Source organism: Niallia taxi, assembly GCF_032818155.1.
GTDB classification, from domain to species: Bacteria; Bacillota; Bacilli; order Bacillales; family Cytobacillaceae; genus Niallia; species Niallia taxi_A.
Map to the genome: position 1 here is coordinate 517,938 of NZ_CP102590.1, position 26,431 is coordinate 544,368.

Sequence of the window (26,431 nt, forward strand, 5' to 3'; positions counted from 1 at the left end):
TTCAAATATGAAGTTTACGTTTAGGTATGTTTTTTTCTATTATATGATAGTTAATCCGCAGAAAAGGAAGGCCAAATAGCTTCATTTTATGTATAGCGGTAAGTTCTCCAGCTTGTTTTTCCTCAATCAAAAAGTCTTCAGATAATGGCAGCTTAAATAGCAGTTTCCCTGTTGCCAGGTATATACCCTGATCCCCATCTCCTCGACTAGACAGCACAAGAGATTTATTTCTCTTTTCAAGATGCAGGATTCCGATCATTGTAGAAAAAGGAAGCGGTAAGGCGATATTCATATATGTTGTGCCATTATTTTCATGACTAGAATAAATGGCCGTGAAAACGGTACTTCCATTCACATCTCGCACCCAAGCTCGAGGGCTTTTTCGGCCATCAAGCACTGGATTGACCCCAAGAATTTGCCCGTGCATTTCCACCCGTTTCTTTGAAGCTGGCAGATTCAATTGATTAAGCCAAATACCGACGGGTTTATATATAATAAGCAGTGGTTTAAACCAAGCTGCCCAATATGTTGTTGCAAATAAACGATATTTATTCGTTTGCTCATAGAAATTTATGATTGTTTTAGGTAATTCATTAATGTCAACAAATTCACTAAGATCATCAACTAGCCCTGATTTATAGCTATTATCTGTAGTTAATCTCCCTCTTATCCTACTGACGGGAAAGCTCCAGACAGCCTGCTTCGATTCAGGCAGATAAAGTGACCATCCAAGTACACCTATTAGCCCGAAGAATATACAGTTACCTAACCCATGAAATAACAGCATAAAGTCTAATGTTACATACCATTTTCCGTAGGCACGTCCAATTGAATAGACGAGAGAGAACAGGATTGTGATACCAAGGGCACTAAATGATAAACGAATAAACAGCCCTTGCAGGAAATAGGCAAATTTTGTCTTAAGTGCAAGATATATTAAGCTATAAATCGCAAAGATATAAAAAATAACTGCAATAAATTCGAGAAGTGGCCAAAATGTTATGCCTATCGCAACAAGCATTGGTGCAGCTAAAATGATTGGCACAATGATATTGTAAAGAGCTGACTTATGAATACGACCAAAGAAACCAATTGATATTGGCAATAAGAAGGCAGAATAATGAAAGTGTATCGCTGTCAGCCAATTAAGCATTGGACTGAAACCTGTATTTATCCCATTAATATGAATAAAAAACCAAATTCCTCCCATAAATAAATACATCATACCGATATCAATAGATATCTCCGCCCAGTTGACAAAGCCACGCCTAAAAAATCGGCCAAGGCCCCATAATGCCACATACAGTGTAAACAATAGATAAATTATAGATAATAATATTTGTCCTGTATGAATAGTGATAACATGCAATAAAAATACAGACACTTGACCTGCGCCAATAATAAACACCTGTTTCTTGTTTATTTCCATTACTAAATGGAGTGTCATTGGAACAAGAATCAGTTGTGCAGCCGTTAATAACATGAAATGAAGCTCTGTTGTATAAAACCAGCTTGCCAGAAATAATACCAGTCCACATATCATCGTAAAGTTATCTATTCTCTTGCTTGAACCTGCCTTCATAAGCCATCAACCTTCCTAACATCGGGTTTCTGATATCCACGTGAATAGTGTATAGTCCATTTACGTCATCATAGCCCTCCTTAACCGTTACTTTACCTTCTAATAAACGCGGGATAGGAACCTCCCATTTTCCAAGGAGGATGCGCTGTGCTCCAGATTGGATATGCAATTCTCCACTCGATGCAACCAGAAAGGTTAAATCAGAATAAAACAAATTCGGTTCTCCTAAATAATCTTTGACAATCCTGCGTTCTGGATCGATTGTCATAAAAGCATTAAAATGTCTTGTAACTTTGTGAAAATGGAAACTGCGTTCCCAATATATTTCTTGTTCACCATTCGCAAGCTGCTTAGATGTATTTCTTATTGTAAAAGGAATATTGCTGCCTTCTTCAGGAAACAGAAACTTCCAGTGAACAGCTAATTTCAAAAAGGGCTTTAACCATCTTTTTCCGTTGTTAATATGAAGCATTATTCCCTTTCCGTGAAATGGCCGATCCATTGTGATTGAATAGCGTTCCTGCAGCTTTGGATGAAGCTTATTGAAGTCATCACCAAGTATTTCTTTATATATCATCATCTCACCTGATCCTTTTCTTTCTTATAGAGTTAGTCGCAGTTGGGACATCTTTTGCAAGTACAAATCCTACTACAGAAAGAATCCACAGACTCATATTAAATGGGACAGGACTAAAAGGATGTGTCCAAATGGACGGCTCTGCAATCACTGCTGACAATGTTAATACAGGAAAAACAATTAACTGCAATATATATAGCTGCCTCTTGTTACGGTATAAAAGCCAAACGACGCCAAATACAATTTCAGCAATGCCAATAATGGCTACTGCTGCCTCAGCTTTAGTCCCAGTTAAAGATGTTAAGCTCGATAGCATGGATATTTCTAAAGGATGATGTGCCAGTATTTTAGGGACAAACCCTTGATATACCCAAACAAAGCAAAACAGCAAAGAAATAAGTATATTACAGCAATAGCGTAAATACTGCCATCCTGGCAATTCACCTTTCTCAAGCCATCTTTTTAATACATCAAAGCTTAATGCTGTTCCCCAGCCGATGAGCGGACGAAAGAAAATATCAATAAACTGACCAAACACCCCTTTATTATGTAAATCATAGTCATATTGCGTGAGAAATATTGTTCCTTCTTCAGCCGGGATATATTGCCAATAACCCCTTCCTTCCTTAATTGGTGAAATTACTTGCTCTGTCCCAAAATGAAGTGAAGAGGTTTTGGTCCCATCCTGCTTATTATGTGTACCAACACTTTTTCCCCAGCCTGTTACCTTTAAGCCAAAGCAAAGTTTTCTTTCATATCGAAAGGACTGTGGCTCTGCTTCTGTCTTTTTCGGTAAGTAGGAAATAGAAGAAAATCTTATATCCCATTGCTCATGCAGCTCTGGTGTTTGCGTCCTTTCCCACACCTCTTCTATATTTGCTTTAATGAGGGTTTCTACATAAATTGGCTTGTTTTTCATTAATCGACCTCTATATCTTGTGATAGTTTTCACAAGTAGTGAAATAACACTTCTTCAACAAACTTATTCATACTAGCATTATATCCGCTTTCCATCTGATATCTAGTAAATCTTGCTTTTTTTTCCTTTTTTCAGTTAAAAAAGCTGTCCTCCTGACAGCTGAAAACGGCATAAATTAGAGATAAGAGTAGCTCCTCTTCATATCTGTTACCAAATAAGGATTGTCTTGCTTCATTTTTCCCACAAGCTCATTCGCTTTTGTATGATCTTCTTTTATTAACTCCAATTCCCTTTCCGTAATTCCTACTAACTGAAGAAAATCGACCCTGCCGTGAACTGTGTCAACACCAGCCGCTTCCGTATCATTAACAACCAATAATGCCGTGATTTGCGATTCTGCCCCGATATGTATGGAAGTGCCATTTCCTGCAATATATTGGAGTGGTTCTAAAAATCGCTTTTGTGTAAAGGTATAGCTAGCCAAATTAGACAACATGTCAAGCGCCCACATACAGTCATCATAAGATTCTTCCTTTAATTTAATGGTCATCTCATAGCCCCATTTGCTCCACTCGCCACCAAAGGCTTCTTCTTCAGAGTAAAGCTCAGTCATTCCATATGTCAGAATATGCTTATACCCATTTGCTGACTGATAAATACTATAGCCATCTAAATATTGGTCGCCTCCGAATATCGCTCTTGCATGGAGGTCTGTTGCGAAATGAGCCGGCTCTTGCTCTGCATAAAGTCCCGCAAAAACATCATCAATGGCATCCCAGCCTGGTGCCCAATCCTCTTGTTCTGCTGCCTGCTTTTTATACTCCTGTTTATTCACATTCGTTTCCTCCAAACAATCTATTATTCTATGCTTTCCTAATTGCTACTTACTTTATCCACGTTATCTATGGATTCCCAACCTGTTAACATGAAAAATTCACACCATCGAAATATACATTAACTCAGCTTATTTACCGATACAGAATATCCAAGTATCTACCTATTCACATTTTGTCTATACTGTATGTATCATTTTATCATTACCAACCAAATTATGGATAAGAAAATAATTATAAAAAATTTATTTTTTCATATTTTCACAGATTTTATTATTTTTCAAGTTCGTTTTGTTGGTGAATATCCTGCAAATCCTTTGGGAAAGCTGACAATATCACTTGTCTACAGCACTTTCAATAAGTTATGCTTTACTTAAGACAAGCTTTATTCATGCTTGCACTTATTGACTTTAATCAGTCATTTTTTATAAAGTGCGTCATACTATATAAAAAGCAAAGCACATTCGTTGGCGCGAATGTGCGTTAAAGAAATAATCTACTATTTGCTTTTTTTATTTTGTTTATTTCGGTATTCGTCTAACCATCGAAATAAGCGTTCCTTATCTGCGGCTTCGGCTTTTTTCTTCCGTTCTGCATTGGCGTGCAGAAGATAAAGGATAAGCCCAACAACAGCCCAGATTGCAACCCACTTATAAGCCCAGTCGTCCATCAAGAATTGAACCATCTCCAAAATTGGCGTTTTGGAGAATGATACAGTCCCACTGGCAAAACCGTCGCGGATCCGTTTGAAATTTTCGAACAAGGCGGTTAATACAAAACCACCATAGAGAAAATTTGAAATGAACAGAAGTACTTTCTTCATTTTTACTCTCACCTCCGTGATAACGAAGAATGTCCTTATAATCTTCCGATAGACGACTCGGGCAAAGCTTATTTTTTTTCGGCAGCACATCCCCCCTTTCAATACCACAAAAAGGAAAAAATAAATAATAACCTTATCAGAATTAAATATATTAAGTAATTGGCGAAAATATTCCTATTCTATTTAAACATTATTAGGCTTTTTAGGAGTGCTGCAAATATTATTGGGATTTGTTATTTGGAGGGGTTATTAGCTTTGGTTATAGTATTGCCAGCACTATTCCCTGCCTATTCACTACTGCTTGTCCCTATTATAAATTGAGGCTTTCTTCGCGCCTCTTCCTACCTACATCTATTCTCCTGCATTATTGTGTTTACTGCTTTCCATACATAAACGAATAAATTCCTTAACTACTGGTGGAAGATTTTCGCCCTTCCTTGTACAAATGGCAATAATATTCTTCACTGGCGCTATATCAACAAAAACCCTTGCAAGCTGTCCTGTTTTCACATACTCCTTAACAACTAACGAGGACACGAAGTTGACGCCATAACCTGTCATAACAGAACGGACGGCCTCATTTAAACCGGTAAACTGCAAAGCAATCTTTGGTGGTTTCACCTGATGTGTGTGACATAAGGAGAGCAGCCTTTCTCTTGTGGAACTGCCTGCTTCTCTCATGATAAAAGGCTCTTTCATAACATCCTCAAGTGATACGGTACTGTTCGCAAGCCTATGCTGAGGGGAAACGACAAACCATATCTCATCCTGAAAAAGCTGTCTCCACTCTATTTCCTCCATCTGCTCTTCCAGTCCGCCTGCATACATGGCCATATCGGCTTTATAATGAATCAATTCACGAAAGGCATCCGTTGAATTTCTCGTTGTAATGCTTATCTCAACATCCTCATTGGCTGCTTTAAAGGCTGCTGCCCATTGCGGGATAAGAAAGTTCGCAGGAAGAAAGGTAGCAGTAATATGAAGCCGCCCCTTTTTCGCTGTTTTATAATCTTGTACAAACTGTTCTAGTTGTGCTTCATGAGCAAAAAACAACTCCGCTTTTTGCGCCAATGCTTCTCCAAACGGTGTTAAAGTAAACCTTTTGCCATTCTTTTTAAACAAGGCGATTCCCAGTTCTTTTTCAAATTGCTTTATTTGGCTCGATACAGCAGGCTGACTTATCAGCAGAATTTCCGCAGCTTTAGTAAAGCTCCCCAAACTTGCTACATGATGAAACAATCGAAGTCCATGAAGGTTCATTCAACTCCTCCTTATAACTTTAATTTATATAAATATAAAAAACATATATTTTATTTATATAAAATTATAACTTACAATGAATATATAATCCAAAAGGAGTTGGTTATCATGAAAAACGATAAAACTTGGAATTCAGTTGACCACTATTTTACGGCACAGCTTCAGCCAGAAAGCAAAGATTTGCAATATGTAAGAGACAATAATCAAAAGAATGGCTTACCCGATATTGATGTTACTCCAACACAAGGAAAATTCCTCGCAATGCTTGCACAGCTAAAAGGAGCAAAAAACATATTAGAGATAGGCACACTTGGCGGCTACAGCACCATATGGCTCGCTCGCACCCTCCCCGAGGACGGAAAAATAGTCACATTAGAGGTAGACCCCATTCATGCAAAAACAGCTCAAGCAAATATAAACTCAGCTAAACTAGGGGATAAAGTTACAATAATAGAAGGACCTGCATTAACCACCTTGCCTACATTACAGGAACAAGGATTCTCCAATTTTGACTTTATCTTCATTGATGCAGATAAGCCAAATAATCCCCATTATATTAAATGGGCACTTCAATTGGCCGCAAAAGGTGCGGTGATTGTTTCTGATAATGTTGTCCGGGATGGCGAAGTCATAAATAAGAACACCTGTGATGAAAAAGTGCTCGGAATCAGGAAATTCATTGACATCCTTACAAAAGATGAACGGGCCGATTCAGTCGGTATCCAAACAGTTGGCGAAAAGGGATATGACGGATTTGTGCTAACAATTGTTCAATAAAAAAAGAAAGGGAGGAGCAAAAACTTGCTCTTCCCTTTCTCTCATGATTGAATTGTTTCCTCTTTAGAGCGAGGCTTTCGTTCTTCCTTATATCCTCCCTTTGGATGGTCGCCATTGGAGAAAATAATAAATAGAACCGAAAGGAAAACAAACAGGTTTTTCAATGTAAAAACTTCTTTCTAGATTTATAGATTAATAACGTGTAAACATATTTAATTATATATTGTATGATTTAGAAAGACAATTGTCCTTTATTCCCCTTTTCCTTAGTACGGCTGGAAAAACAATTGATTATGTCTCCTGACAAGCTCTAAACTAAACAATAATAAATACTTTCAATAGTCCTATTTTTTCCTATACTTAAATCAGAGGTTTCTGTCTAGGAAAATATTATTCTAACACTAAACAATTATTCACTCCAAATAACCTCCATGTTAAGGGGCAATTGGCGTAAGAAGCGCTCAAAATCCATAAAGAAAAGCATGAGAAATATCCTCATGCATTCAAGCTTGCGATTAATTTTACTGATTTATACGTTTCTGCCGGGTCGTCTGTATTCTTATAGAAGTATAATTTGTAATTTCCTAAATCGTAATATAGAAGATAGCTTCCATCTTGTTCACTATATTCTTTAGCAATTGGTTCTCCTAATGATTGGATTACTTCCTTTTCTGATAGGTTAATTGGTAAGTAATAGGATGAAATTGGTGTTTTTGGATCTTGAACGTACTCATGGGGTGTTCCAAATCCGATGTGGTAGTTTTTATACATTAGCTGATATCCACCTTCTACCGCTACTACCCAATCAGGTTGGCCATGGCTTTCCATCATCGCGCCAACTGTTGACTTAAGAGGTACATCTATACCTTGAACAATTCCTTTTTTGGCATTCACTAAAAAGTCTGGAACCTTGACTTTCTGATTGTTTATTTGAGCTGAAGCTGCATCAAATTCTCCAGTGTTCTTCGTTGGAGATGGTTCTGTTTCTTTAACCTCTTCAGAATCAGATGATTCTGTTGGTTTTGGTGTGGTGATTGCTTCTTGAGACTCATTATTTTCCTGTGTTTCTTGATTGCCTTGCGATGTTTCTTCTTCCTCTGCCTCTTTATCTTCCTGGTTTGTTGCGCTATTGAACTCAGTTTCTGTTAAATACGTAACTTCAATCGTATAGTCCGTATTATTTCCAGCGCTTGAATCATTAGCTTCGTGAATCAGGATTTCTGCAAATCCGTCTGCCAAACGGTAATAATAGCTGTTTTGACTATCTGCTTGTTCTGCATTACCTTTAACGAGAGTAAACACAGGTGGAAGTAATTTTTCAGCTAAGCTATGAATTTTTTCTTTATCTCCGGCTACGTTGAATTTAAGGGAGGTAATTGCATTAGCTTGATCATAGTATAGAGCTATCTCATTTTTCACTTTTCCTGAGAGCTGGAAGGCCTTTTGTCCATCACCTTCAGACGTTGGCTCTCCATATAGAGATTGTGCTTCTTGGATGTTATCTCCAAGCTGAGGATATTTTAAATTTAAAAGTATCGAAAGTACATCCTCTTCTACAATTTCCTCTTTAACTGCTTCTGATGAATCATTGATCTTAAACACTTCTAGCTTCCATAATACCAATAGCGCCAGTATTACGATTAATACTGTTGTGATAATGATGACCAGCTTCTTTTTCAACGCTTCCTCCCTGCCTTCTGTGTATTATAACTTTCAATGTCACTTTAACACATTCACGGTGTTTTTTGTCATTTATATTACGAATGTTACAATCTTTACAAATTATTGTAACAAAATTTACATTAAAAATGGTGAACCCTATTCATATATTCAAAATCAGCCTTTGTATGAAAAAGATTACTTCCTATTTGCAAATAAAAAAAGCATGCGAAGAAGCCTTGATTACTCCTTAACTTCATATATTTTAGGTTTACTTTGACTCTAACAAGTTTTTGATAAATTCGATAAATCTTTGCGAAGCTGGAGCGATTTCTTTTAGTGATAATGCCGCAATACCAATAATTCGATGCTGCTCTGGCTCAAGACGAAGTGCTGTCACTTTGTATGGCATGCTTTGCAGGACTAGTTCAGGCATAATGCTGACACCTAATTCATTTTCCACCATCGCTAAAATCGCTTGGTCATCAGCCATTTCAAAACTGTTTTGGAGTGTAACACCAGTATCTTTTAATATGCGTTTTATGTCGTGGTTATAACCCGATTTTAGAGTAATAAAGGCTTCATTTTCTAATTGATCAATACGTACCTTATCAAGATTACTCAGAGGGTGTTTTTGTGGAAGGATACATAATATCCGATCTTTTTTTAATGGAATTGTTTCGAATTTTTCTGTTGTTGGTAAAGTTGTAAAACCAAAATCTATAACACCGTTCACAATCCACTCTTCCACATCCTGGTAGCCCCCTTGAAAAATTTTTATCTCAATGAAAGGATGTTCTTGTTTAAAGTTTTTCAGCAATCTTGGCAGCCATTGAATACAAACACTTGTAAAAGCCCCAATACGTACTGTTCCTACTTCGAGTCCCTTGATTGACGCTGCTTCTTGCTTCAGTTTTTCGTCCCAATGCAGGACAGTTCGAACAGACTTTAACATTCTTTGCCCATTACTTGTTAAAGTAATTCCAGACCGACTTCTTATTAATAGTGGAAATCCAAATTCCGCCTCAAGGTTTGCGATTGAATAACTAACCGCAGACTGCGTTATATTTAATGCTTCTGCCGCTTTTGTTAAGCTTCCCAATTCTACAACTGTGTTAAAAACTTCATATCTTGCCAGGCTCATCCCTATCATTCCTATCTATCGATTTCATTCATGCTTACTATCTAAAACTTTGATTTTATTTATATATAATTTACCCCTATAATACAAGAAAACACAACAATATGGAAAGAGTCGGTGAACTACAGTGATTTTAATGGGGGCTTTAGCAAATGCAATCGGTGTAAGCGTTGGTACATTATTAGGGAGTCTACTTCGTCGTATTCCAGAAAGCATGAAGGACACTGTTATGAAAATAATGGGCTTAGCCATTGTCGTTTTGGGAATGCAAATGGGACTTAAAACGGAAAATTTTCTTATCGTGATTTTAAGTCTTGCTATAGGAGCAGTTATTGGTGAGTTACTTTCCTTAGAAGATAAAATTACCAAGCTAGGGGATTGGTTAGAGAAACATGTCGGCTCAAATAAACAAGGAAGCATATCACAAGGATTTATAACTGGTACATTGATTTTCGTAGTTGGGGCAATGGGCATAATTGGTGCCTTAGATAGTGGTATTCGAGGAAATAATGATGTGCTATACACGAAAGCCGTTATTGACGGATTCATTGCAATTATCTTAACGACCACATTGGGTATCGGCGTGTTATTCTCTGCAATTCCCGTCATTTTATATGAAGGGTTAATAGCGATTTTCGCTACCCAAATTGTTCGATTGGTTCCAGATGCTTTAATGGATCAGTTTGTTATAGAGATGTCAGCAACTGGCGGTATTATGATTATTGCTATTGGGTTAAATTTAGTTGGAATTACAAAAATTAAAATAGCTAACCTTCTACCTGCGTTAGTAGTTGCTATTGTTGTCGTTTCGATAATGCATTTATTTTAAGTTTTATTTATTAGTACGATTATAACTTAATATCATAAAGAGGCTGGGACATAAGTAAGTGAATCTGTATAAAAACCGAACTGCTTAATCAATGATTAAATAGTTCGGCTTTTTTGTGTTTTTTTAGTTTTAATACACTGATTAGAAAACTTAGAGGAATGGAGTTAACGTCTCCATAGGAAAGTAGTTAAACTTCCCCCAAGTGGCTAGAATACTTTTAGTTGGCAGCATTTTATCACCTGCATTTAGTAGAATGTTTTAATAATAGCAACTATTTCTGCAATAAGGGACTGAAATCCTCCTTTAACTAGTTCTTTTACTCCATTTGTTTTTCATTTACATAGTCAATAAATGCCCTTGCTTCTTCAAATGGACCTTGCAAATCCGTTGGTATTTCCTTTGTTTCTATATAATGGTCCGGATTTATCTGACTCTTTGAAATGATTTCTTCATAAATCATAAGAGATTTAATATAATGCTTGTATTCCTCTTCAGTTAACAACTCCTTACTAGATTCCAGACCATTTAATTGATCATAGTATGGCTGTATTTCTAAATAAACTTTTGCAAGCTCTGTTTGTTTTTCTTGTGAGAGTGCAGCATAGTTAATCCCTCCATATTTGTCACCAAATTCAAGCTTAGCATCAGTCATTATTTTTACAAGTCCGATAAACTCTTTATATTCTGCTGGTTCAATCTGGCCTTGTGCTTGGGCAATTTTTGCATCCAACCTGAGGTAGCCTTCCATTGTTGCACTTGTAATATGCTTTTTCAAATTATCAAAAGAGCCGTATAGTCCATCAGCTATGAGAGATTTCGTGGCAAATGCCCCTGTCGGTATTAGCAATGAAGCAGCTAAAACACCTGTGATAATTCTTTTTTTCGTTTTTGACTTTCCGAGATGGATACTAGTCATAACATTCATTCTTAGTCCTGGCGGAGGAGTAATTTCTTTTCCAATCTCTTGTAAGGACTCCCTAAGTTTAGTCTCAATATTCATAAACCTTCCTCACTTCTTCAAGAATTTTTTTATTTTTTCCTTTTGTACGTAATTTTGTTAAAGCTGCATTTATTCTTGACTTAACTGTTCCAATAGGAACCTCCAAAATCGCTGAAATCTCATCTTGGGTATAATCGTTTAAATAACGAAGAATAACTACCTGTTTCAGTTTATATGGTAATTCATCCACTAATTTGACTAGCTGTTTATTGTTATTTTTTCAATAACTTCGGTTGAGAAATCTAATTCTTTTTCCTCTTTAAATTCCTCAACCTTCTTAACAGTTCTAATGATCATCCACTTTTTTCTTCGATAAGCTTTAATTTGTTTTAACACAATTCCCATTAACCAAGGCTTAAACTTCCGTTCAACATCGAATTTTTTTATAGACTTAAACACCTGTATGTAAATGTCTTGTACCAAATCATCTACATCTGTTTTTTCCTCCACTAAAAAGTGAACTGTTTTAAATACATCTTGGATTGTTTTTTCGTAAAGTTCCCCGCATGCCTCTTTGTCTCCAACTCCAATAAGGTTAATTAATTTAATAAATTCATTATCAACACTCAACCTTATTCACCTCCTTTATGTCTTACACTATATATTGGTAGCAATTTCAAATTTCGTTCGATTTTTTTATAATAAAAAAGAGCCTATTATGCATTGGCTCAAGAAAGTACTTATTAATAGGGCTTGTTTAAGCTATCCTTAAGTAGAGTGCTTGTTAATGGCTCTCGATAAAAAATTAATATCCAAAAAATCTTGGAACCTGAACACCAAGATCAAATAGTGTACTCATTACAAAAAAGAAAAGAATGATAACCACACAAATGTTTACAATAATATTTCCAAATGTACTACCCGCTTCTGCAACATCCTCTTGCTGCTGTCTTTTTATTTCTCTATATATCCCTTGTACCTTTTGTTGTTTTTTCGTTTTTGTATGATTTTTTTCGTTCATCTCGTCCTCCATTATATGAAAGGATAATATAATTACCAGTTTACTACAAATCTTCATATGGATAAATATGTATTTCCTAATCAGGAAATTGGAAGAATTATAAATTGTATATCAAACAAAAAAAAACTCCCCATAGGCAGTTTTATGTTTTACTATATTTAAATTATATTTGAAGATTAAAATATCTCCCTAAAAATCTACTAAAATACGAAGGTTTTCTGCAAAATGCAAACATTGCTTATGTATATAGCTATCATTTTTCTTTATAAAGCTTCCACAATTCATTCTGTTTTTTGCTTATATTTTCATTATCTAACTTTATTTTCTTCAGTCTTCTTTTGAGCATAAGGTTTGTTGGTTCTTGCTGCAGCCTTTTTATGATTTTTATACTACGTTTTCTATTATTAGATAATTCATTATTTAATGTTTGTATATCAAGGAGGATAAGCCTTTTATTCATACGAACTCCCTCTCTTTTAATAGATTGACCTTTTAATTTACCCCAAATAATAGTCTTCAAACAAGTAACCAGTTAGTTCTTTAATACTTTTCTAGAATATCTTTAAGGATTAAAAATAAAAACAGTATCGCCTTTGTAATGAAAGGCTAATTGATTTAAATATTACTTCATAATTCCGTAAATTTATATTGTGCTCCTTCTACTCTATTTATATATATCACATTTTCATCCAAACCATTACAAACAGCCAAATAGCCTTCTTCAAGGTGTAAACCGACTCCAGTCAATTGTTCGAAGCATTCAATAATTTCTACCTTATCTATGCGTTTGTTAATAAATTCAGCAAGTTGCATTAACTTATTTTGTTCCCATCTAAGCAAGAAATCGGTACCATAGTAATCAATTTCCTCCGCTAAATCTATTTGATCAAATGTTATAGCGTATTCGCCACTCTTATATGCACACAATTCCAACTGGCAATCTTCAAACCTAATTATTACGGGTAAATCATTAAACCACTCATCACTATATTCTTCCCATGCAACCAAGATATCCTTTATCATTTTACCTTTAAGACCATGTAGTCTAATTTTCTGGTCCTTTATTATTTGAGATAGTTCTGTGTAAAGTTTAGGATTGTAGCTTTTTATCCCTAGCATGAAATCACCTCTGAAGTAAGTTGCTGCATTACTATAATTTTAACATTAATTATTTAGCAGAAATGACTGGTTTGTTAAACTTTATATACTTTTAACCAAAATACACCCATTTTCATATCAAGCCCTTAACGAACAGACGCTTATTTTATCCTTTTAGAAATCAAAAGAGCTTTTCTTCTGTCGAGAAAAGCACCATTTAATAGGTTATTAGTTAGCTAGTTAAAACAAGCAACCTCCAAATTATTTCTGACTAATCATTAGAAAAAGGCGTCAATCCATAATGGATTAACACCTCTGTTACATCAATTACAAATTACATAATTAACACTAACATGCAATATTTTGAAATAAAGATATTAATTAGTGTATACCATTTTTTAAAATGTGGTTACAAGGTAACTTCCCCTTAATTAAATTAACTCTTTCATATAAGCAAAAACCTCTTTGCTTTGTTTTTCTAATTTTTGCATTTCCTCTAAGAAATCTACCATTACAGTGGATTGTTCTTCAGATGATGCACTTACTTCCTCGATACTGATTTTCAAACTTTCAATGCTATTTTTTATTTCAACTAAAGATCCGCCGATTGTTCCAACTGCTTGTTTAGTATTCTCTGAAAGTTTTCTTATTTCTGTTGCAACCACTCCGAAGCCTTTTCCAGCCTCTCCAGATCGTGCTGCTTCAATTGCCGCGTTTAATCCTAATAAATTAGTTTGCGTTGAGATTCCTTCAATGATTTTCACTAAATTTCCGATTTGCTGTGTATTATCATTTGCTTTAATGGCCTGGGAAGTAATTTCATTACTTGTCGCAGATAATTCTTCTGATTGTGCAGCGACAATTTGGATTTTTTCATGAAGTGTGCTGATTATTGCATTTAATGAACTTAATTCCCGATCCAGTTTTTCTTCCACTTCTAATGTCTTGCTTATAGAGAATAAACCTACAACTTCTTTTGTTTCTTTATCTTTAATTGGTGTTACAGTGGAGAAAAAGGGAATACCAAGACTTTCTTTCGGGACATATTCTTCTACTTTTTTCGCTTCCTTCAACGCACGAATTAAAAGTTCATTTCCTGGTACAAAAGCAGGATCGCCAACTTTTATATTTAGAGGAAGACTTGTTGATGGTGAGAAATAAATGATATTTTGTAAATCTGTAATCATAATCGCAGTAGTTTTGCCTGTTGTTTCTTTAATTATAGGTCCTAAATCAACTAAAGTTTGTAATGAATTATGCAATGATTTTTGCCCCTTTCTTTATATCTTTCATATATATCGGTTAAAACACTTAACTATTAAGGACAGGAATACTAGCTATAGCGCTTACTTTAAAAGTTTTTTTAAAAAGTCCCTAAAAGCTGTGGAATGAATTAATTATCGGAACACTTTATAGCAGTAAACAGCTATGCAGACAAAAAAGGATTGCCATAGCAATCCCTTCATCTGGTTACATCTTGTGTTTATTTATTAGCTCTTCAAAGTTTTTTATATTGGTTTTAAAATCAGGTACAGTTTGAGAATCTTCCGCAGACTTAACCAGTTTAACAACCATGTCATTAAATGGCGTTGAAATACTTGTACCTTCTGCCATTTCGGGAACAACTCCATTGATGAAATCAATTTCAGTTTTGCGTTTTTTTTCAAGATCCTGTAGCATACTTGCCTTTAAAAGTCTTGAAGGCTCCATTACTGTCCTAAAGGTTTGAACTCGTGCAGGAACTTCTTGTTCATTTGTTACTTCTAATGAAGCGATATCGAAACCATTCATTTTTGCGAATGTAACCCCAATAGCGTGACCAACCTTAATCGTTTCATCTGCAATATGAACGGCGCTAGTGATGCCATATTCATTATCGAGAATGTCACCATATTCGCCATTCAATGCTGCGGATAACCCACTGAACGCATTATTGATAAGTAGTTTGGACCATTTCGTTCCAACTAAGTTGTCAGATATATGTGTTCCGCCCACAAGGTCTAACACAGCTTTAATTTGCTTGATTCTATCTGTTGTTTCACCATTTAATTCACCGATTTGAAAGGCATACTTTTTAAATTGAGTATATTCGGTTGTTAAGCTGGATACTCCAGGCTCAATAAACGTTGCGCCAAACTCAACAGAACCTGCAATTACACGCTCTTTACCGACAATGGATGCAACATTATTCTCCGGAATACCGTTCTGTAAGGAACAAACTACACTATCCTCATCTAAAAACGGCAGTAGCTCACTAAGAACAGAGTTGTTAAATAATTGTTTCGTCAGCAGTAAAACTAAATCATATTTGCCAGATTTATTATCTGGGGTAATAGCTTTCACCTTTGCTTGAAACTCATGTGTACCAATCACTTTAGCACCTGTTTGATTTAATGCATCTACATGTGCCTCGAATGTATCAATTAATTCAACCTCCATTCCACCTGCACTAAGATATGCACCCACGATAGTTCCTAAAGAACCTGCTCCTAAAACAGCAATTCTCATAATAAAAATCCCCCTTATTTTTCCTCTAGATAGTTATATACAGGCTGTGCAGCATTTAAGGTTAAATCCGTAACAAAATGGGATGCTGAAACGACTTCTAACACAGGTAAATCTGCCAGAGGTGCCAATGCATGTTCGAATAATTGTAGGCGAGCTGGACCTGTCCATGCTTCTTTCACTTTTATATCTGTTATTTGTGTTCGTATTAAATCACAAATCCTCAATTCTCCCGTATAATCGGTTGCGATTTTCACCATAAAATTAGGACGGCAAATTTCACTTTTAGCCTTATCCTTGTCCATTTCGGCATGCTTATACCCCATTGTTGCGGTTGCTACTCGAAGGGATCCGTAATCCAATGTTCCAACTAGCGTATCAGAATCTGTATATAACTTAGGTGCCCCTAATTTCTTCGGATAAGCAGTTAGTTCACGTCCACTTGCAATTGCTGGAAAGTTGTCTACATACATAGAATGCACATAATCCCCTTCCTCTCCATTAAAGTTGACAGGAATCACTTGTCCAGCCTCCGTATAAGCACCAAGTCCAGAAACATCGGGCATCCACATAACTTCGAATTTGACTAATGGTTCCGTAATTTGAAGAGGTTCTGGCACTGCCGCACGTAAGGCTTTTTCATCTGTGCGATAAATAATATTTAGATATTCGCGATTCACAAACTTATACGGCGGCATAGGATAAGCTGGTGCAGTTAACGGTGTATTGAGATTTTGTGCTATGTTGTTTACATCTATTTTCATTAAAATGACACCTCTCCTAAGTTTTATCTATTACTTTTTCTAAACTATGTAATTATCTTACATCTGCATTTACATTTAATCTAATACATATTAAGATATATATATATTTATCGAAATAAATAAAGGAGTTTCAAATCAATGGAATTACTACAACTCAAATACTTTCAGACAGTTGCTTATACAGAGCATATTTCAAATGCGGCTAACCAGTTAAATATTGCCCAGCCCTCTTTAAGCTTGACTATTAAACGACTTGAGGATGAATTAGGAACTGCGCTTTTTAATAGGAATGGGAGAAATATTCAATTGAACTCCTCCGGAAGAATTTTTTTGAAGCACGTTGATAGAATTTTTATAGAGCTTGAAAATGCACAAAAGGAAATTCAAGCAGAAGAGGATAAAATGTCTCATACGATAAAAATCGCTATCTCCAACCCAAGATTTCTTGCAGGACTAATCAGCGACTATATTAATACCTCTCCTGAATCAACGATTCACCAAGGAATAAAAGCCAAAAGTGACATTATTTCAAGCATAAAAAAGGGGGACGTTGATTTAGGGATATCTGGTCATCTGATCGAAGACGACGAATTAGAGAGTTGTTTATTAGTAGAAGAAGATATTGTGCTTGTTTTGCCGCATACCGATAAGTATAGGGGTATAACGGAACTATCATTAAGTGAGGTTGCAAATGAGCCTTTTATCGCTTTGGCAGATAATGAGGAATACAGCGAATTCACTACAAATCTTTGTAAAAAACATGGATTTGTTCCGAATAACATTTTTGAGGTAGATTCCTACTTACTTTTAGAAATAATTAAAGTAAATCAAGGGGTTGCACTACTTCCCATTTCAGTCTGTAGGCAATTAAAGTTAAATTATGTGAAAATCGCAGACATTTCCCCCTCCTATTCAGTCAGTCTGTCATGGATGAGAAATAAATTGCTGTCCTCATCAGAAAAAAGCTTTAAAGACTTTATTATTGCTTATTATCAAGAGAATATTAAAATGTTTAAGGTGGATTAAATATAAATAGATGTACAAAAAGAGGCTGGGACAAAAGTATGTGAATCTACGTAAAAACGGAACTATTTAATCAAAAAAACGATTAAATAGTTCCGTTTTTTAGTTTTAATACAATGATTAGAAATCTTAGTGGAATGGAGCCGGAGGACACTCGACTACTAAGGGAAATAGAGGACGCTTTAGACCCCGACAGGCGAAGACGAGGAGGCTCAGCTTTCTCCCCGCAGAAAGCGAGAGGACGAGCGCGCAATGAAACGAACTAATATTAAACCCATATTCTATTTAGTCGTGCTTCATTTTTCAAATTTAGATGTAATTTTTATTATTCGTGTATAGAAAGTTTATCTTTTGTTTAGTCCCAGCCTCTTTTTGCTTACAATTGGTTAATGAAGAAATTATTTAAAGCTCACATTATCCTTTGATATTTGCACACTTATAAAGTCACCTAATGCATGGACTACAGCTATTGTGACAACAATTGAATCCTCAGTTACATAAACAAATACCTCAGGAAAGTTCATTTTATCTGCTTCTAAAAATTTCTTAAGTAGGTCTTGATTATCTAAGCCTGCGATATACTTTTGGATTTCCTGTTTATATTCAGAGGATTGATCTGTAACAATTTCCCCCTGTTTAAACGCTTTAACAAACGCATCATCAAGATTGACTAAATCATTTAACCTTATTTTTTCACCTGTTTCCATATTTACAAGTGTTGAATAAGATAAGTTTATCGGATAGCTGTTGATTGGACTCGTAAGTAACCCTTCATATGTTATACTAACAAACTCATCATTTACAAATGGAATGTGGTACTTGATTTCTCCTGTATAGCCTTCATAATAATCTTTTTCAAAATAATAACTCGCATCCTTTGTTATTACACTGTTCATTTTATTTGCCTTACCCGAATCTTCATGAGCTAATTGCGGATAACTTACATTAATATTGCCTTTTGTATATTGTTTTGAAGTGAAGCTGTTTTCCTTATAAAGTACTTTTGATTCATCATTTGGTGCTGTTTCCTGATTTTCTACTGCACCGTTATTATCGTTCGTTTCTTGTTCTTTATTTTCTACTGTATCATTTTCAGCTTTTGTTTCTTGATTCTCCACAGCATCATTATCAGTATTCGTTTCTTGGTTCTCTACTGCATCATTTTCGGAGTTCAAATCTGAAGCCACATTACGTTCCCCGTTACTGCACGCCAATAACCACAATAGAGATACAATACCAACAATTATTATTTTTAAATACATTACATCACCTATATTGGTAAATTCGTTCACTTTAACAAATACGAAGAACCTAAATTACGATTAAATTTCTGTCACAAACGCGAATTCTCTTTTTTTAAACTAAATGAAAAGATAAGGCTAACAATCACATAATAAATACCTAAAATAGAAAAGCAATCTGTAGCAATTATTAATAATTCTATATGCAAAAATACGTATCGCCAACTAAATGAACTAAGCATAAATGTTATCGGAAGTACAAGAAATAGAATAATAAAGATGAAGCTTCTTTTATTATTTATTGTATCTCATCTCCTTTTTATCCATATTATAACAAAAATAAATGGTTTATTCTTTCCTTATAAGCATAAATTCCACTGCGTAAAAAGCAGCGGAATTATTTTTAGATTTTTTCACTCTATATTCAAACATAAATATTTATGATTTACTTCTGTCAACATTAGAATTAAATTATTTAATTACCTCCCTTCTTAAAACCTTCCTTTTCCCTCTCTGAAAGAAAATCCCACTTTTTTAATTTAATCCAATTTAATAATTTTTGAACGTTATCATTATCATTTTTGTACTGATTTAGGAATTCAAAAGCTGGCACTAGCTCATCACTATCTATCTTTCGCTTTTTACTTAAAACTGTTTTTACTCGTTTATAAACAGCATCTATAGCCGTTTTATCACCATGATTTTTAATTGCTAACAGAGCATAGCTTTTTACATGAGGGGAACGGTCGCCTAAAGCCTCTATATATAGTGGAAGGTATGCTGCCCCTCCTAAACTATCGAGTGCAGAGACAGCAGAACGTCTTACTTCTCCTTTTGTATTCGTGAATAATGGGAGGATATATGGAATGGATTTTGCAGACCCAATTTTACTAAGAGAACCAAGTGCATAATAAAGATCATATTCATCTTGCGATTTTGTAATCACTTCTATAAGAGCGTCTTCTACGTCTGAACTTTTACATCTTCCAAGTGCTGAAATCGCCGAATGTCTTACCACCCATCTGTCATCTTCTAAACACTTAATAATGGAAGAAGCGTCTGGTATAACCGCTTGTTCTTCAATACTCATGAGTATGCTTTCTAACGTATGTTTATTTGTTTCCTTATCAATCTGTTTTAAAAGAATATCTACTACACGTTTATCACCTGTATTTGCTCCAATTTTTCCTAAAGCAAAATAAATATTACTTTTGAGCGATTCTTTTTTGCTTGTTTTCAACATGTCAATGAGATAAGAGATATAGGTTGTGTCTGTCAATTCCCTAACCTTTTCATAGGCATTCCAAGAAGGAGCTCCCTCATTTGTGTAGGTTCCATCCTCTTCATTATAAATAGTGTCCTCTCCATCCATTTCATTGATTAAATCCTGTAATTCTTTCTTATTCATGATAGAAACCTCTACTCATTATTATTTAAACTTATTATATAATAAGTGTGTATCAAGCTGACTGCAATTATATTTCTAAAAAAAGCTTAAGCCTCACACCTTAGGATTTATGCCACTTTACTTTTCGTATATTAAAGAGGAATATCTTCATTACATTTGTCATTTCATGTACTCCTTCTAATAAAAAAACTGTCAGTTCCAAATATAGATAATTTACTGCAGGTATTTTCCACTTTTATATCTCTTTCCTCCAGATGTAATTTTCATATTCCTTTTATAATGGTTTGTGTTTTCCTGCTAATTTAATGAAAACTCCCACTGATTAAAGACAATTTCAGGGAAGTTTATATATAATAAAGTAATAAACATGTTGAACTCACTACTTACGACCCAGATAACCTATTATTTGAAAAGGAACGGTATAAATATGGATAGATTAAAAGAAGATTCGTCAATATCGTTAAAAGATCAAGTGAAGAAAATTATTCGTGACGAAATTATTATTAATAAATTAAAACCAGGTGAACGGATCGTAGAAACAGAGGTTGCCAAAAGACTTGGGATTAGCCAAGTTCCTGTTCGGGAGGCCCTAAGAGGCTTAGAGGAAGAAGGACTTATTCGTACAGTTAAGTATAAAGGTGCCTTTGTAACAGAGATAAATAAGACTGAAATGTATCACATTTTTTCGTTGCGAGCATCCATTGAGACAGATGCAATTGAAATAGTCACGCCAAATCTGACAAATCAAAAGCTTGGAGTGCTGTATGATATTGTCGAGCAAATGAAGAATGAAAAGCCGGATTATTTGCTTCAGGCTAAATTGGATATGGAATTTCACCGCACCATTATTGCTTGGGCAGAAATAGCAACATTCGATAGAATATGGTCCATGCTGAATAGTCATATTCAGCGTTATATTACCATTCTCAATCCAGAAATCAGAATACTGCCTCAAGAAGTGCATACATACCATTTAGAGCTAGTAGAAGTATTAAAGCAAAAGGATATTCAAAAATCCAAGGAAGTATTTAGGCAGCATATTATGAAAATGGTTCTGTAAGTCTTTTGTGCTCAATAGTATAAAGGTAGAGTGTTGATCATTATATATATAACTTAAAATTATATATAATATGCATCGACACGCCCTTAAAGATTATATATAATGTTACTAGTTATATATAATCTTTACATAAAGAGGTGTTGATCTCCAATGAAAAATGTTGTTTAACAACAAAATGATAACGGTTTCTTTTTATCAATGATTAACAGATTTATGAAGGAGGAAATGCTACGATGTTTCGATTAGATGGAAAAGTCGCTGCAATAACAGGTGCGACAAGAGGCATAGGAAAACAAATGGCACTAGCTTTAGCGGAAGCTGGAGCAACACTTGCGTTGCTCCAAAGGAATACGGAGGATGACAGCGTTCAAAAGGAAATTGAAGCAATTGGCAAAAAGGCGGTTATCGTGCCCTGCGATTTAGAAAATCAAGCTCAAGTAAAGCGGGCCATACCAACAGTTGTAGAGCTGCTAGGCAGCATTGATATTCTTGTTAATAATGCAGGCATTCAACGTCGTTCCCCTTCAATATCGTTTACTGAAGATGACTGGGATGATGTCATCAATGTGAATCTGAAAACTGTTTGGCTGCTATGTCAGGAAGCAGGTAAATATATGGTTCCGCAAAGACAAGGAAAAATCATTAATATGGCATCCCTTCTATCCTTTCAAGGAGGATTAACTGTTCCTGCCTATGCTGCTGCTAAAGGCGGAGTGGCTCAGCTGACTAAAGCATTAGCTAATGAGTGGGCAAAGGAAAATGTTAATGTTAATGCGATTGTACCTGGCTATATTGCTACAGATATGAATGAAGCGTTAGTTGCAGATGAATCACGCAATAAACAAATTCTTGAACGCATACCTGCTGGCCGCTGGGGAACTGCAGAAGATTTCAGCGGAACAATTGTATTTTTGGCATCAGAGGCTTCCAATTATATACATGGGCATTTATTGGCAGTAGATGGAGGCTGGTTGGGCCGTTGAATTATGGGTAGCTTTCTACAATTAGGTCTTTCTCATTTATGAGAAATTAGCAACAAATTGCAGGAAAAGATAATGATTTATCTAAATATGCCCATTAAAAAAGGGTCCTATAGTAATAATCAAATGATGCCTTGCTTGTCTTCTAAGCAGGGTAAAATCACGCATTTATGTAAGCGTTTTATCATGATTGACTATACCATTTCCTGGAGGTAATACTATGCCTATTTTAATTGTTGCTTTTGGTGTCCTTATTTTATTATTCCTTATTATGAAAATGAAGCTAAACACTTTTGTATCCCTGGTGATTGTCTCGTTTTTAGTTGCTGTTGGGCTTGGAATGGAATTAACGGAAATTGTAAAGACAATAGAAGCTGGTATTGGCAGCCAATTGGGGCATTTAGCTTTGGTTTTTGGACTTGGCGCAATGCTTGGAAGATTAGTATCTGATGTAGGTGGTGGACATAGAATTGCCATTACCCTTATTAATAAATTCGGCAAGAAGCGAATACAGCTGGCTGTTGTTGTTGCTTCCTTTATTATCGGGATTGCTTTATTTTTTGAAGTTGGACTCGTACTATTAATTCCAATTATTTATGCAATAGCGAAGGAAGTAAAATTGCCTTTTCTATATTTAGGAATCCCAATGGCAGCGGCATTAAACGTAACACACGGCTTCTTGCCTCCACATCCAGCACCAACTGCGATTACAGCTGCTTATGGTGCAGACATTGGTCAAGTATTATTATTAGGTACACTTATTGCAATTCCGACAACGATTGTCGCAGGGCCGCTATTTAATAAGTTCGCAATGAAGGTATTGCCAAATGCTTATAATAAGAGCGGCAACTTAGCTGCATTAGGTCCTCAAAAAGAATTTGCATTAGAGGACACACCTGGTTTTGGCATCAGTGTATTAACATCACTATTTCCTGTTATATTTATGGGGCTTGCAACGATATTCTCCTTGCTAATGCCTGGGGAATCTACAGTGAAGGAAGTTGTTGAATTAATTGGTGCACCTGGTACAGCCATGCTGTTATCGCTTTTAATCGCCATTTATACGATGGGATATGCAAGAAAGATTCCAATGAAAGAGATTGGCAGTACACTTTCTGAATCTATTGCACAGATTGCCATGATGCTGTTAATCATCGGAGGCGGCGGTGCCTTTAAACAAGTCCTTGTAGACGGCGGTGTCGGTGATTATGTGGCAACATTATTCAGCGAAACAAATATGTCCCCTATTTTAGTTGCCTGGATGATTGCTGCAATTTTACGTCTTTGCTTAGGATCTGCAACAGTGGCTGCACTGACAACAGCAGGGCTCGTCACCCCTTTACTGACGTTAAGCACGGTAAACCCAGCGCTTGTCGTTTTAGCAACAGGAGCAGGCAGTGTCATATTCTGTCATGTTAATGATGCAGGATTTTGGATGGTAAAAGAGTATTTTGGTTTAAGCATGAAGGAAACATTTCAGACATGGAGTGTGCTGACAACCGTGATTTCTGTCACAGGGCTTTTGTGTGTGTTGCTGTTGGGTGTGATTATTTAAAGTATGCAAGCGGTTTTTTGCGAGAAAGTTATGAAGCTATTAAATACATAAAATCTTTATGTAAACGTCCCATTATTCCATCTTAAGACAGGTAATCCTGTCTTTTTTTTCATTGAATTATATGCAAGCTCGTCCCCTGCATAAATGCTGCAGATGAATCAACTGCATCACCGGCATTCACAATCAATTGCACAACTATGTTGAAATTAATAGTTTCCATCTCTTCAATCATTGTCTGACCCTTGAGATTATAATCCCAAGTAAACCAGTCCTTTTTCGCTGTCTCGATCACTACAAAAATTGTTCTAACCTTTAAGCGAGCACCAGAAAACCTCCATTTTGTTAAACACAGATAAAAGGTATTTCCCTCTCACTTCCTCTTATCCAAAGAATTGCAAATGGACATGCGGACTCCTAAACAAGCACTATACTTTTGATATGGTTATGCAACTATTTTTCTGGAGACACTTCTTTGCAATGGGCCATTTTAATCTATTACCAGAAATGCTCTGCCTTCCTCTAAGAACGCTTCCAGCTCCTCAAACTCCAAATAGGTAAATCCATGTGTTCGTGACACACAGGTAATTACATCATTTTCTTCATCCACACTAAATATAGTGTATCTACATCCATCTAAGATGATGGCCAATCCTAGCGGAAGATTTGCATGATTATCATTACTATAAAACCCACTTGTTTTCTCGAAAACTTTCATACTATCACCTCTTTATAAAATAAGTTAATTATCATCTTGACGGTACTCTAAAATGTCGCCAGGCTGGCAATTTAATGCCTTGCAAATCGCATCCAATGTAGCTAACCGCACCGCTTTAGCTTTCCCGTTTTTTAGAATGGAGAGGTTTGCCATAGTGATACCGACCTGCTCCGAAAGCTCTGTCACACTCATTTTTCGTTTTGCTAGCATCACATCTATATTAATTACAATTGCCATATTTTCCACCTCATATCGTATGCTCATTTTCGTCTTTTAGTTCAATTGCGTCCTTCAGAAGCTTTTGAAGGACAGCAGCAAACACCGCAATAACGATGGAAGCAAAAACAGGAACCATGCCAATAAGAACTAATCCTGGAGCATCGTCTAGCTGTGCTACAAAAAAAACAAATGGAAGCATAAATACATATAAGCAGCTAATGACCATTGCACTTAGTTTTATCCACTTTAACGCATTCACTGAGTCTTCTGAGAATGCGTTGTTCTTATCAATATAGTTTAAAAGTCGGTAAGCCTGATACAACGCATAGAAATAAGGGGCAGCTGATGCATACATGATCGTAACAATGGGATATAAAACTTCCGCATAATCTGGATTTGCAGCATGTGTGGGTAACCAAGTTAAACCAAAAATCCCTAAAGCTAAAATCGGAATTCCTAACAGAAAAACAGCTAATTTTAAAAAGGACGTAGACCCTCGTTTCATTTAAAACACCTCACCAAATGAATTTAACACATAATTTATTGTTTTACAATAAATTATTATTGATTTTTACTAATTAGTTATTGAAAGACATTTTGTAATGAGCCTATTAATCTTTAAAAAATCTAGACTAAATTTCAATAAAAAAAGGCCTAAACCCCATATGTTCCAAGAGTTTAGACATTTTACTAAGACATTTATTAATAAGATAAAGTACAGTATCTTATTACCTGAATTCTTCACTTATTGTATAAGATATAAAACAGCAGTTTTTTGCTATATTTAGCAATACCGCTTTTTATCAATTCGTATTTTATTTTCCTATCAAAACAACGATCACATAGGAATATAACCTTTAGTCAGATATACAAAAAACACAACGGGAATGAAACTAAATATCATACATAAATTACATAAGGCTAACCATCTTGTGTTAGAGAGTATTCCTAAAATCATTCCAACAGGGTTAATAATTAAAGTAAGCATCCCATACGGTGCCTGTATTTTAAAAGCCAAATAAGGCATCCAGACGACTATGCCACAAGGAATAATGTCATAGATAGCCAAAAGTATCGTTCTCTTTTACAAGTGACATGATTAAGTAATTTCACTCTTTTCAGTCCCTTTTTACACTTATTATAACATGGTTTTAAAAATTTATTGGCTAACCCTTCTTAATAAGCATTCACTTATCTCTAAATAGACAGTTCACACAGTTATCTAATTATAAGCGCTATTTGTCTTAGAAAATGAAGATGTTAATGTTCTTAGCACCTTTTATACAGGGCAACATCTCAACATATTTACTACTGTTTATCTTTATCCGTTACTAAAAGTAAATTTTTTAATCAATAAGCTTTTTTGATAAATAACATATGTAAATTGTCTTTTTCAATAATCTACTTATTCGCATACAAAGAAAAGCACTCCCCTTTAAAAAGGAATGCACTCCCCCGCTTTATCTCTTACGTTTTTTATTAGCTTTCACAACATTTCTAGA

General features: G+C 35.4%; 26 protein-coding genes and 2 pseudogenes. 6 read left to right on the forward strand and 22 right to left on the reverse strand.

Features of this window, described 5'->3' with window-relative positions:
- Position 1: 1 nt before the first annotated feature.
- From NQZ71_RS21670 to NQZ71_RS21695, 6 genes are all read right to left on the reverse strand, one after another.
- Complete coding sequence (locus NQZ71_RS21670; protein ID WP_317012404.1) at positions 2 to 1,582, reverse strand: YndJ family protein; 1,581 nt, start codon at positions 1,580 to 1,582, stop codon at positions 2 to 4.
- Entirely contained in the window at positions 1,551 to 2,162 is a 612-nt protein-coding gene (locus tag NQZ71_RS21675; RefSeq protein WP_275008982.1) for a DUF4166 domain-containing protein, read from the reverse strand. The genes NQZ71_RS21670 and NQZ71_RS21675 overlap by 32 nt, the downstream gene beginning before the upstream one ends.
- A 1-nt stretch (position 2,163) precedes the next feature.
- Positions 2,164 to 3,078, reverse strand: a complete 915-nt coding sequence (locus tag NQZ71_RS21680; RefSeq protein WP_317012405.1) for a DoxX-like family protein — start codon at positions 3,076 to 3,078, stop codon at positions 2,164 to 2,166.
- A gap of 175 nt (positions 3,079 to 3,253) precedes the next feature.
- Entirely contained in the window at positions 3,254 to 3,913 is a 660-nt protein-coding gene (locus NQZ71_RS21685; protein ID WP_144454326.1) for a suppressor of fused domain protein, read from the reverse strand.
- Between the two features lie 497 nt (positions 3,914 to 4,410).
- Entirely contained in the window at positions 4,411 to 4,734 is a 324-nt protein-coding gene (locus NQZ71_RS21690) for a hypothetical protein (RefSeq protein WP_185763607.1), read from the reverse strand.
- A gap of 351 nt (positions 4,735 to 5,085) precedes the next feature.
- Positions 5,086 to 5,994 (reverse strand): LysR family transcriptional regulator, encoded by a 909-nt coding sequence (locus NQZ71_RS21695; RefSeq protein ID WP_317012406.1) that lies wholly within the window; start codon positions 5,992 to 5,994, stop codon positions 5,086 to 5,088.
- 108 nt (positions 5,995 to 6,102) lie between these two features.
- On the opposite strand from NQZ71_RS21695, the gene NQZ71_RS21700 reads away from it, so the two are divergent.
- The gene (locus NQZ71_RS21700) at positions 6,103 to 6,771 is read left to right on the forward strand and encodes an O-methyltransferase (RefSeq protein ID WP_275008980.1); all 669 of its coding nucleotides are present in this window, start codon (positions 6,103 to 6,105) and stop codon (positions 6,769 to 6,771) included.
- A 495-nt stretch (positions 6,772 to 7,266) separates the two neighbouring features.
- Here NQZ71_RS21700 and NQZ71_RS21705 read toward each other — a convergent pair whose 3' ends face one another.
- Together NQZ71_RS21705 and NQZ71_RS21710 are read right to left on the reverse strand one after the other, a co-directional pair.
- Entirely contained in the window at positions 7,267 to 8,451 is a 1,185-nt protein-coding gene (locus NQZ71_RS21705) for a hypothetical protein (protein WP_317012407.1), read from the reverse strand.
- A gap of 250 nt (positions 8,452 to 8,701) precedes the next feature.
- Positions 8,702 to 9,574, reverse strand: a complete 873-nt coding sequence (locus NQZ71_RS21710; protein ID WP_144454313.1) for a LysR family transcriptional regulator — start codon at positions 9,572 to 9,574, stop codon at positions 8,702 to 8,704.
- Between the two features lie 133 nt (positions 9,575 to 9,707).
- On the opposite strand from NQZ71_RS21710, the gene NQZ71_RS21715 reads away from it, so the two are divergent.
- Positions 9,708 to 10,400: a DUF554 domain-containing protein gene (locus NQZ71_RS21715; RefSeq protein ID WP_394374157.1), complete on the forward strand. Its 693-nt coding sequence runs from the start codon at positions 9,708 to 9,710 to the stop codon at positions 10,398 to 10,400.
- A gap of 316 nt (positions 10,401 to 10,716) precedes the next feature.
- Here the strand turns inward: NQZ71_RS21715 and NQZ71_RS21720 are convergent, their stop codons facing one another.
- From NQZ71_RS21720 to NQZ71_RS21755, 8 genes and pseudogenes are all read right to left on the reverse strand, one after another.
- Positions 10,717 to 11,400 carry a DUF3600 domain-containing protein gene (locus NQZ71_RS21720; protein ID WP_275008975.1) on the reverse strand — a complete coding sequence of 228 codons (684 nt, stop codon included), beginning with the start codon at positions 11,398 to 11,400 and terminating at the stop codon, positions 10,717 to 10,719.
- Positions 11,390 to 11,970, reverse strand: a pseudogene (locus NQZ71_RS21725) (sigma-70 family RNA polymerase sigma factor). Before NQZ71_RS21725 ends, NQZ71_RS21720 begins: the two are co-directional and overlap by 11 nt.
- 175 nt (positions 11,971 to 12,145) lie before the next feature.
- Positions 12,146 to 12,361, reverse strand: a complete 216-nt coding sequence (locus tag NQZ71_RS21730; protein WP_317012408.1) for a hypothetical protein — start codon at positions 12,359 to 12,361, stop codon at positions 12,146 to 12,148.
- Between the two features lie 253 nt (positions 12,362 to 12,614).
- Positions 12,615 to 12,821, reverse strand: coding sequence for a hypothetical protein (locus NQZ71_RS21735; protein ID WP_317012410.1), 207 nt, complete (start codon positions 12,819 to 12,821; stop codon positions 12,615 to 12,617).
- A 167-nt stretch (positions 12,822 to 12,988) separates the two neighbouring features.
- Positions 12,989 to 13,480 carry a hypothetical protein gene (locus tag NQZ71_RS21740; RefSeq protein ID WP_317012411.1) on the reverse strand — a complete coding sequence of 164 codons (492 nt, stop codon included), beginning with the start codon at positions 13,478 to 13,480 and terminating at the stop codon, positions 12,989 to 12,991.
- 410 nt (positions 13,481 to 13,890) lie between these two features.
- Positions 13,891 to 14,205, reverse strand: a pseudogene (locus NQZ71_RS26250) (methyl-accepting chemotaxis protein); the annotation flags it as partial.
- 724 nt (positions 14,206 to 14,929) lie between these two features.
- Positions 14,930 to 15,967: a ketopantoate reductase family protein gene (locus NQZ71_RS21750; RefSeq protein ID WP_275008968.1), complete on the reverse strand. Its 1,038-nt coding sequence runs from the start codon at positions 15,965 to 15,967 to the stop codon at positions 14,930 to 14,932.
- Between the two features lie 14 nt (positions 15,968 to 15,981).
- Positions 15,982 to 16,728: an acetoacetate decarboxylase gene (locus NQZ71_RS21755; protein WP_317012412.1), complete on the reverse strand. Its 747-nt coding sequence runs from the start codon at positions 16,726 to 16,728 to the stop codon at positions 15,982 to 15,984.
- A gap of 138 nt (positions 16,729 to 16,866) precedes the next feature.
- On the opposite strand from NQZ71_RS21755, the gene NQZ71_RS21760 reads away from it, so the two are divergent.
- Positions 16,867 to 17,754: a LysR family transcriptional regulator gene (locus tag NQZ71_RS21760; RefSeq protein WP_317012413.1), complete on the forward strand. Its 888-nt coding sequence runs from the start codon at positions 16,867 to 16,869 to the stop codon at positions 17,752 to 17,754.
- A 395-nt stretch (positions 17,755 to 18,149) separates the two neighbouring features.
- Here NQZ71_RS21760 and NQZ71_RS21765 read toward each other — a convergent pair whose 3' ends face one another.
- Positions 18,150 to 19,013 (reverse strand): hypothetical protein, encoded by an 864-nt coding sequence (locus NQZ71_RS21765; RefSeq protein ID WP_317012414.1) that lies wholly within the window; start codon positions 19,011 to 19,013, stop codon positions 18,150 to 18,152.
- A 454-nt stretch (positions 19,014 to 19,467) separates the two neighbouring features.
- Complete coding sequence (locus NQZ71_RS21770) at positions 19,468 to 20,400, reverse strand: HEAT repeat domain-containing protein (protein WP_317012416.1); 933 nt, start codon at positions 20,398 to 20,400, stop codon at positions 19,468 to 19,470.
- 427 nt (positions 20,401 to 20,827) lie between these two features.
- On the opposite strand from NQZ71_RS21770, the gene NQZ71_RS21775 reads away from it, so the two are divergent.
- The 3 genes from NQZ71_RS21775 to NQZ71_RS21785 all read left to right on the forward strand — a co-directional run bounded on the left by NQZ71_RS21775 (position 20,828) and on the right by NQZ71_RS21785 (position 23,995).
- Positions 20,828 to 21,460, forward strand: a complete 633-nt coding sequence (locus tag NQZ71_RS21775; protein ID WP_317012417.1) for a GntR family transcriptional regulator — start codon at positions 20,828 to 20,830, stop codon at positions 21,458 to 21,460.
- Between the two features lie 233 nt (positions 21,461 to 21,693).
- On the forward strand, positions 21,694 to 22,443 hold the full coding sequence (locus NQZ71_RS21780; protein WP_317012419.1) for an SDR family oxidoreductase: 750 nt from the start codon (positions 21,694 to 21,696) through the stop codon (positions 22,441 to 22,443).
- A gap of 217 nt (positions 22,444 to 22,660) precedes the next feature.
- Positions 22,661 to 23,995, forward strand: coding sequence for a gluconate:H+ symporter (locus NQZ71_RS21785; RefSeq protein WP_317012420.1), 1,335 nt, complete (start codon positions 22,661 to 22,663; stop codon positions 23,993 to 23,995).
- 109 nt (positions 23,996 to 24,104) lie between these two features.
- On the opposite strand, the gene NQZ71_RS21790 is transcribed toward NQZ71_RS21785, so the two are convergent.
- From NQZ71_RS21790 to NQZ71_RS21805, 4 genes are all read right to left on the reverse strand, one after another.
- Positions 24,105 to 24,287 (reverse strand): hypothetical protein, encoded by a 183-nt coding sequence (locus NQZ71_RS21790; RefSeq protein ID WP_144454298.1) that lies wholly within the window; start codon positions 24,285 to 24,287, stop codon positions 24,105 to 24,107.
- 195 nt (positions 24,288 to 24,482) lie between these two features.
- Complete coding sequence (locus NQZ71_RS21795; RefSeq protein WP_144454297.1) at positions 24,483 to 24,710, reverse strand: hypothetical protein; 228 nt, start codon at positions 24,708 to 24,710, stop codon at positions 24,483 to 24,485.
- Between the two features lie 24 nt (positions 24,711 to 24,734).
- Entirely contained in the window at positions 24,735 to 24,947 is a 213-nt protein-coding gene (locus tag NQZ71_RS21800; protein ID WP_317012421.1) for a helix-turn-helix domain-containing protein, read from the reverse strand.
- Positions 24,948 to 24,957: 10 nt separating this feature from the next.
- Positions 24,958 to 25,434, reverse strand: coding sequence for a DUF2975 domain-containing protein (locus tag NQZ71_RS21805; protein ID WP_144454295.1), 477 nt, complete (start codon positions 25,432 to 25,434; stop codon positions 24,958 to 24,960).
- Between the last annotated feature and the right edge of the window lie 997 nt (positions 25,435 to 26,431).

Bases quoted from the DNA above. Each gene is read 5' to 3' on its own strand.
- NQZ71_RS21670 (WP_317012404.1), bottom strand. From the start codon at position 1,582: ATGAAGGCAGGTTCAAGCAAGAGAATAGATAACTTTACGATGATATGT.
- NQZ71_RS21675 (WP_275008982.1), bottom strand. From the start codon at position 2,162: ATGATGATATATAAAGAAATACTTGGTGATGACTTCAATAAGCTTCAT.
- NQZ71_RS21680 (WP_317012405.1), bottom strand. From the start codon at position 3,078: ATGAAAAACAAGCCAATTTATGTAGAAACCCTCATTAAAGCAAATATA.
- NQZ71_RS21690 (WP_185763607.1), bottom strand. From the start codon at position 4,734: ATGAAGAAAGTACTTCTGTTCATTTCAAATTTTCTCTATGGTGGTTTT.
- NQZ71_RS21695 (WP_317012406.1), bottom strand. From the start codon at position 5,994: ATGAACCTTCATGGACTTCGATTGTTTCATCATGTAGCAAGTTTGGGG.
- NQZ71_RS21700 (WP_275008980.1), top strand. From the start codon at position 6,103: ATGAAAAACGATAAAACTTGGAATTCAGTTGACCACTATTTTACGGCA.
- NQZ71_RS21710 (WP_144454313.1), bottom strand. From the start codon at position 9,574: ATGAGCCTGGCAAGATATGAAGTTTTTAACACAGTTGTAGAATTGGGA.
- NQZ71_RS21715 (WP_394374157.1), top strand. From the start codon at position 9,708: ATGGGGGCTTTAGCAAATGCAATCGGTGTAAGCGTTGGTACATTATTA.
- NQZ71_RS21720 (WP_275008975.1), bottom strand. From the start codon at position 11,400: ATGAATATTGAGACTAAACTTAGGGAGTCCTTACAAGAGATTGGAAAA.
- NQZ71_RS21730 (WP_317012408.1), bottom strand. From the start codon at position 12,361: ATGAACGAAAAAAATCATACAAAAACGAAAAAACAACAAAAGGTACAA.
- NQZ71_RS21735 (WP_317012410.1), bottom strand. From the start codon at position 12,821: ATGAATAAAAGGCTTATCCTCCTTGATATACAAACATTAAATAATGAA.
- NQZ71_RS21740 (WP_317012411.1), bottom strand. From the start codon at position 13,480: ATGCTAGGGATAAAAAGCTACAATCCTAAACTTTACACAGAACTATCT.
- NQZ71_RS21750 (WP_275008968.1), bottom strand. From the start codon at position 15,967: ATGAGAATTGCTGTTTTAGGAGCAGGTTCTTTAGGAACTATCGTGGGT.
- NQZ71_RS21755 (WP_317012412.1), bottom strand. From the start codon at position 16,728: ATGAAAATAGATGTAAACAACATAGCACAAAATCTCAATACACCGTTA.
- NQZ71_RS21760 (WP_317012413.1), top strand. From the start codon at position 16,867: ATGGAATTACTACAACTCAAATACTTTCAGACAGTTGCTTATACAGAG.
- NQZ71_RS21765 (WP_317012414.1), bottom strand. From the start codon at position 19,013: ATGTATTTAAAAATAATAATTGTTGGTATTGTATCTCTATTGTGGTTA.
- NQZ71_RS21770 (WP_317012416.1), bottom strand. From the start codon at position 20,400: ATGAATAAGAAAGAATTACAGGATTTAATCAATGAAATGGATGGAGAG.
- NQZ71_RS21775 (WP_317012417.1), top strand. From the start codon at position 20,828: ATGGATAGATTAAAAGAAGATTCGTCAATATCGTTAAAAGATCAAGTG.
- NQZ71_RS21780 (WP_317012419.1), top strand. From the start codon at position 21,694: ATGTTTCGATTAGATGGAAAAGTCGCTGCAATAACAGGTGCGACAAGA.
- NQZ71_RS21785 (WP_317012420.1), top strand. From the start codon at position 22,661: ATGCCTATTTTAATTGTTGCTTTTGGTGTCCTTATTTTATTATTCCTT.
- NQZ71_RS21795 (WP_144454297.1), bottom strand. From the start codon at position 24,710: ATGAAAGTTTTCGAGAAAACAAGTGGGTTTTATAGTAATGATAATCAT.
- NQZ71_RS21800 (WP_317012421.1), bottom strand. From the start codon at position 24,947: ATGGCAATTGTAATTAATATAGATGTGATGCTAGCAAAACGAAAAATG.
- NQZ71_RS21805 (WP_144454295.1), bottom strand. From the start codon at position 25,434: ATGAAACGAGGGTCTACGTCCTTTTTAAAATTAGCTGTTTTTCTGTTA.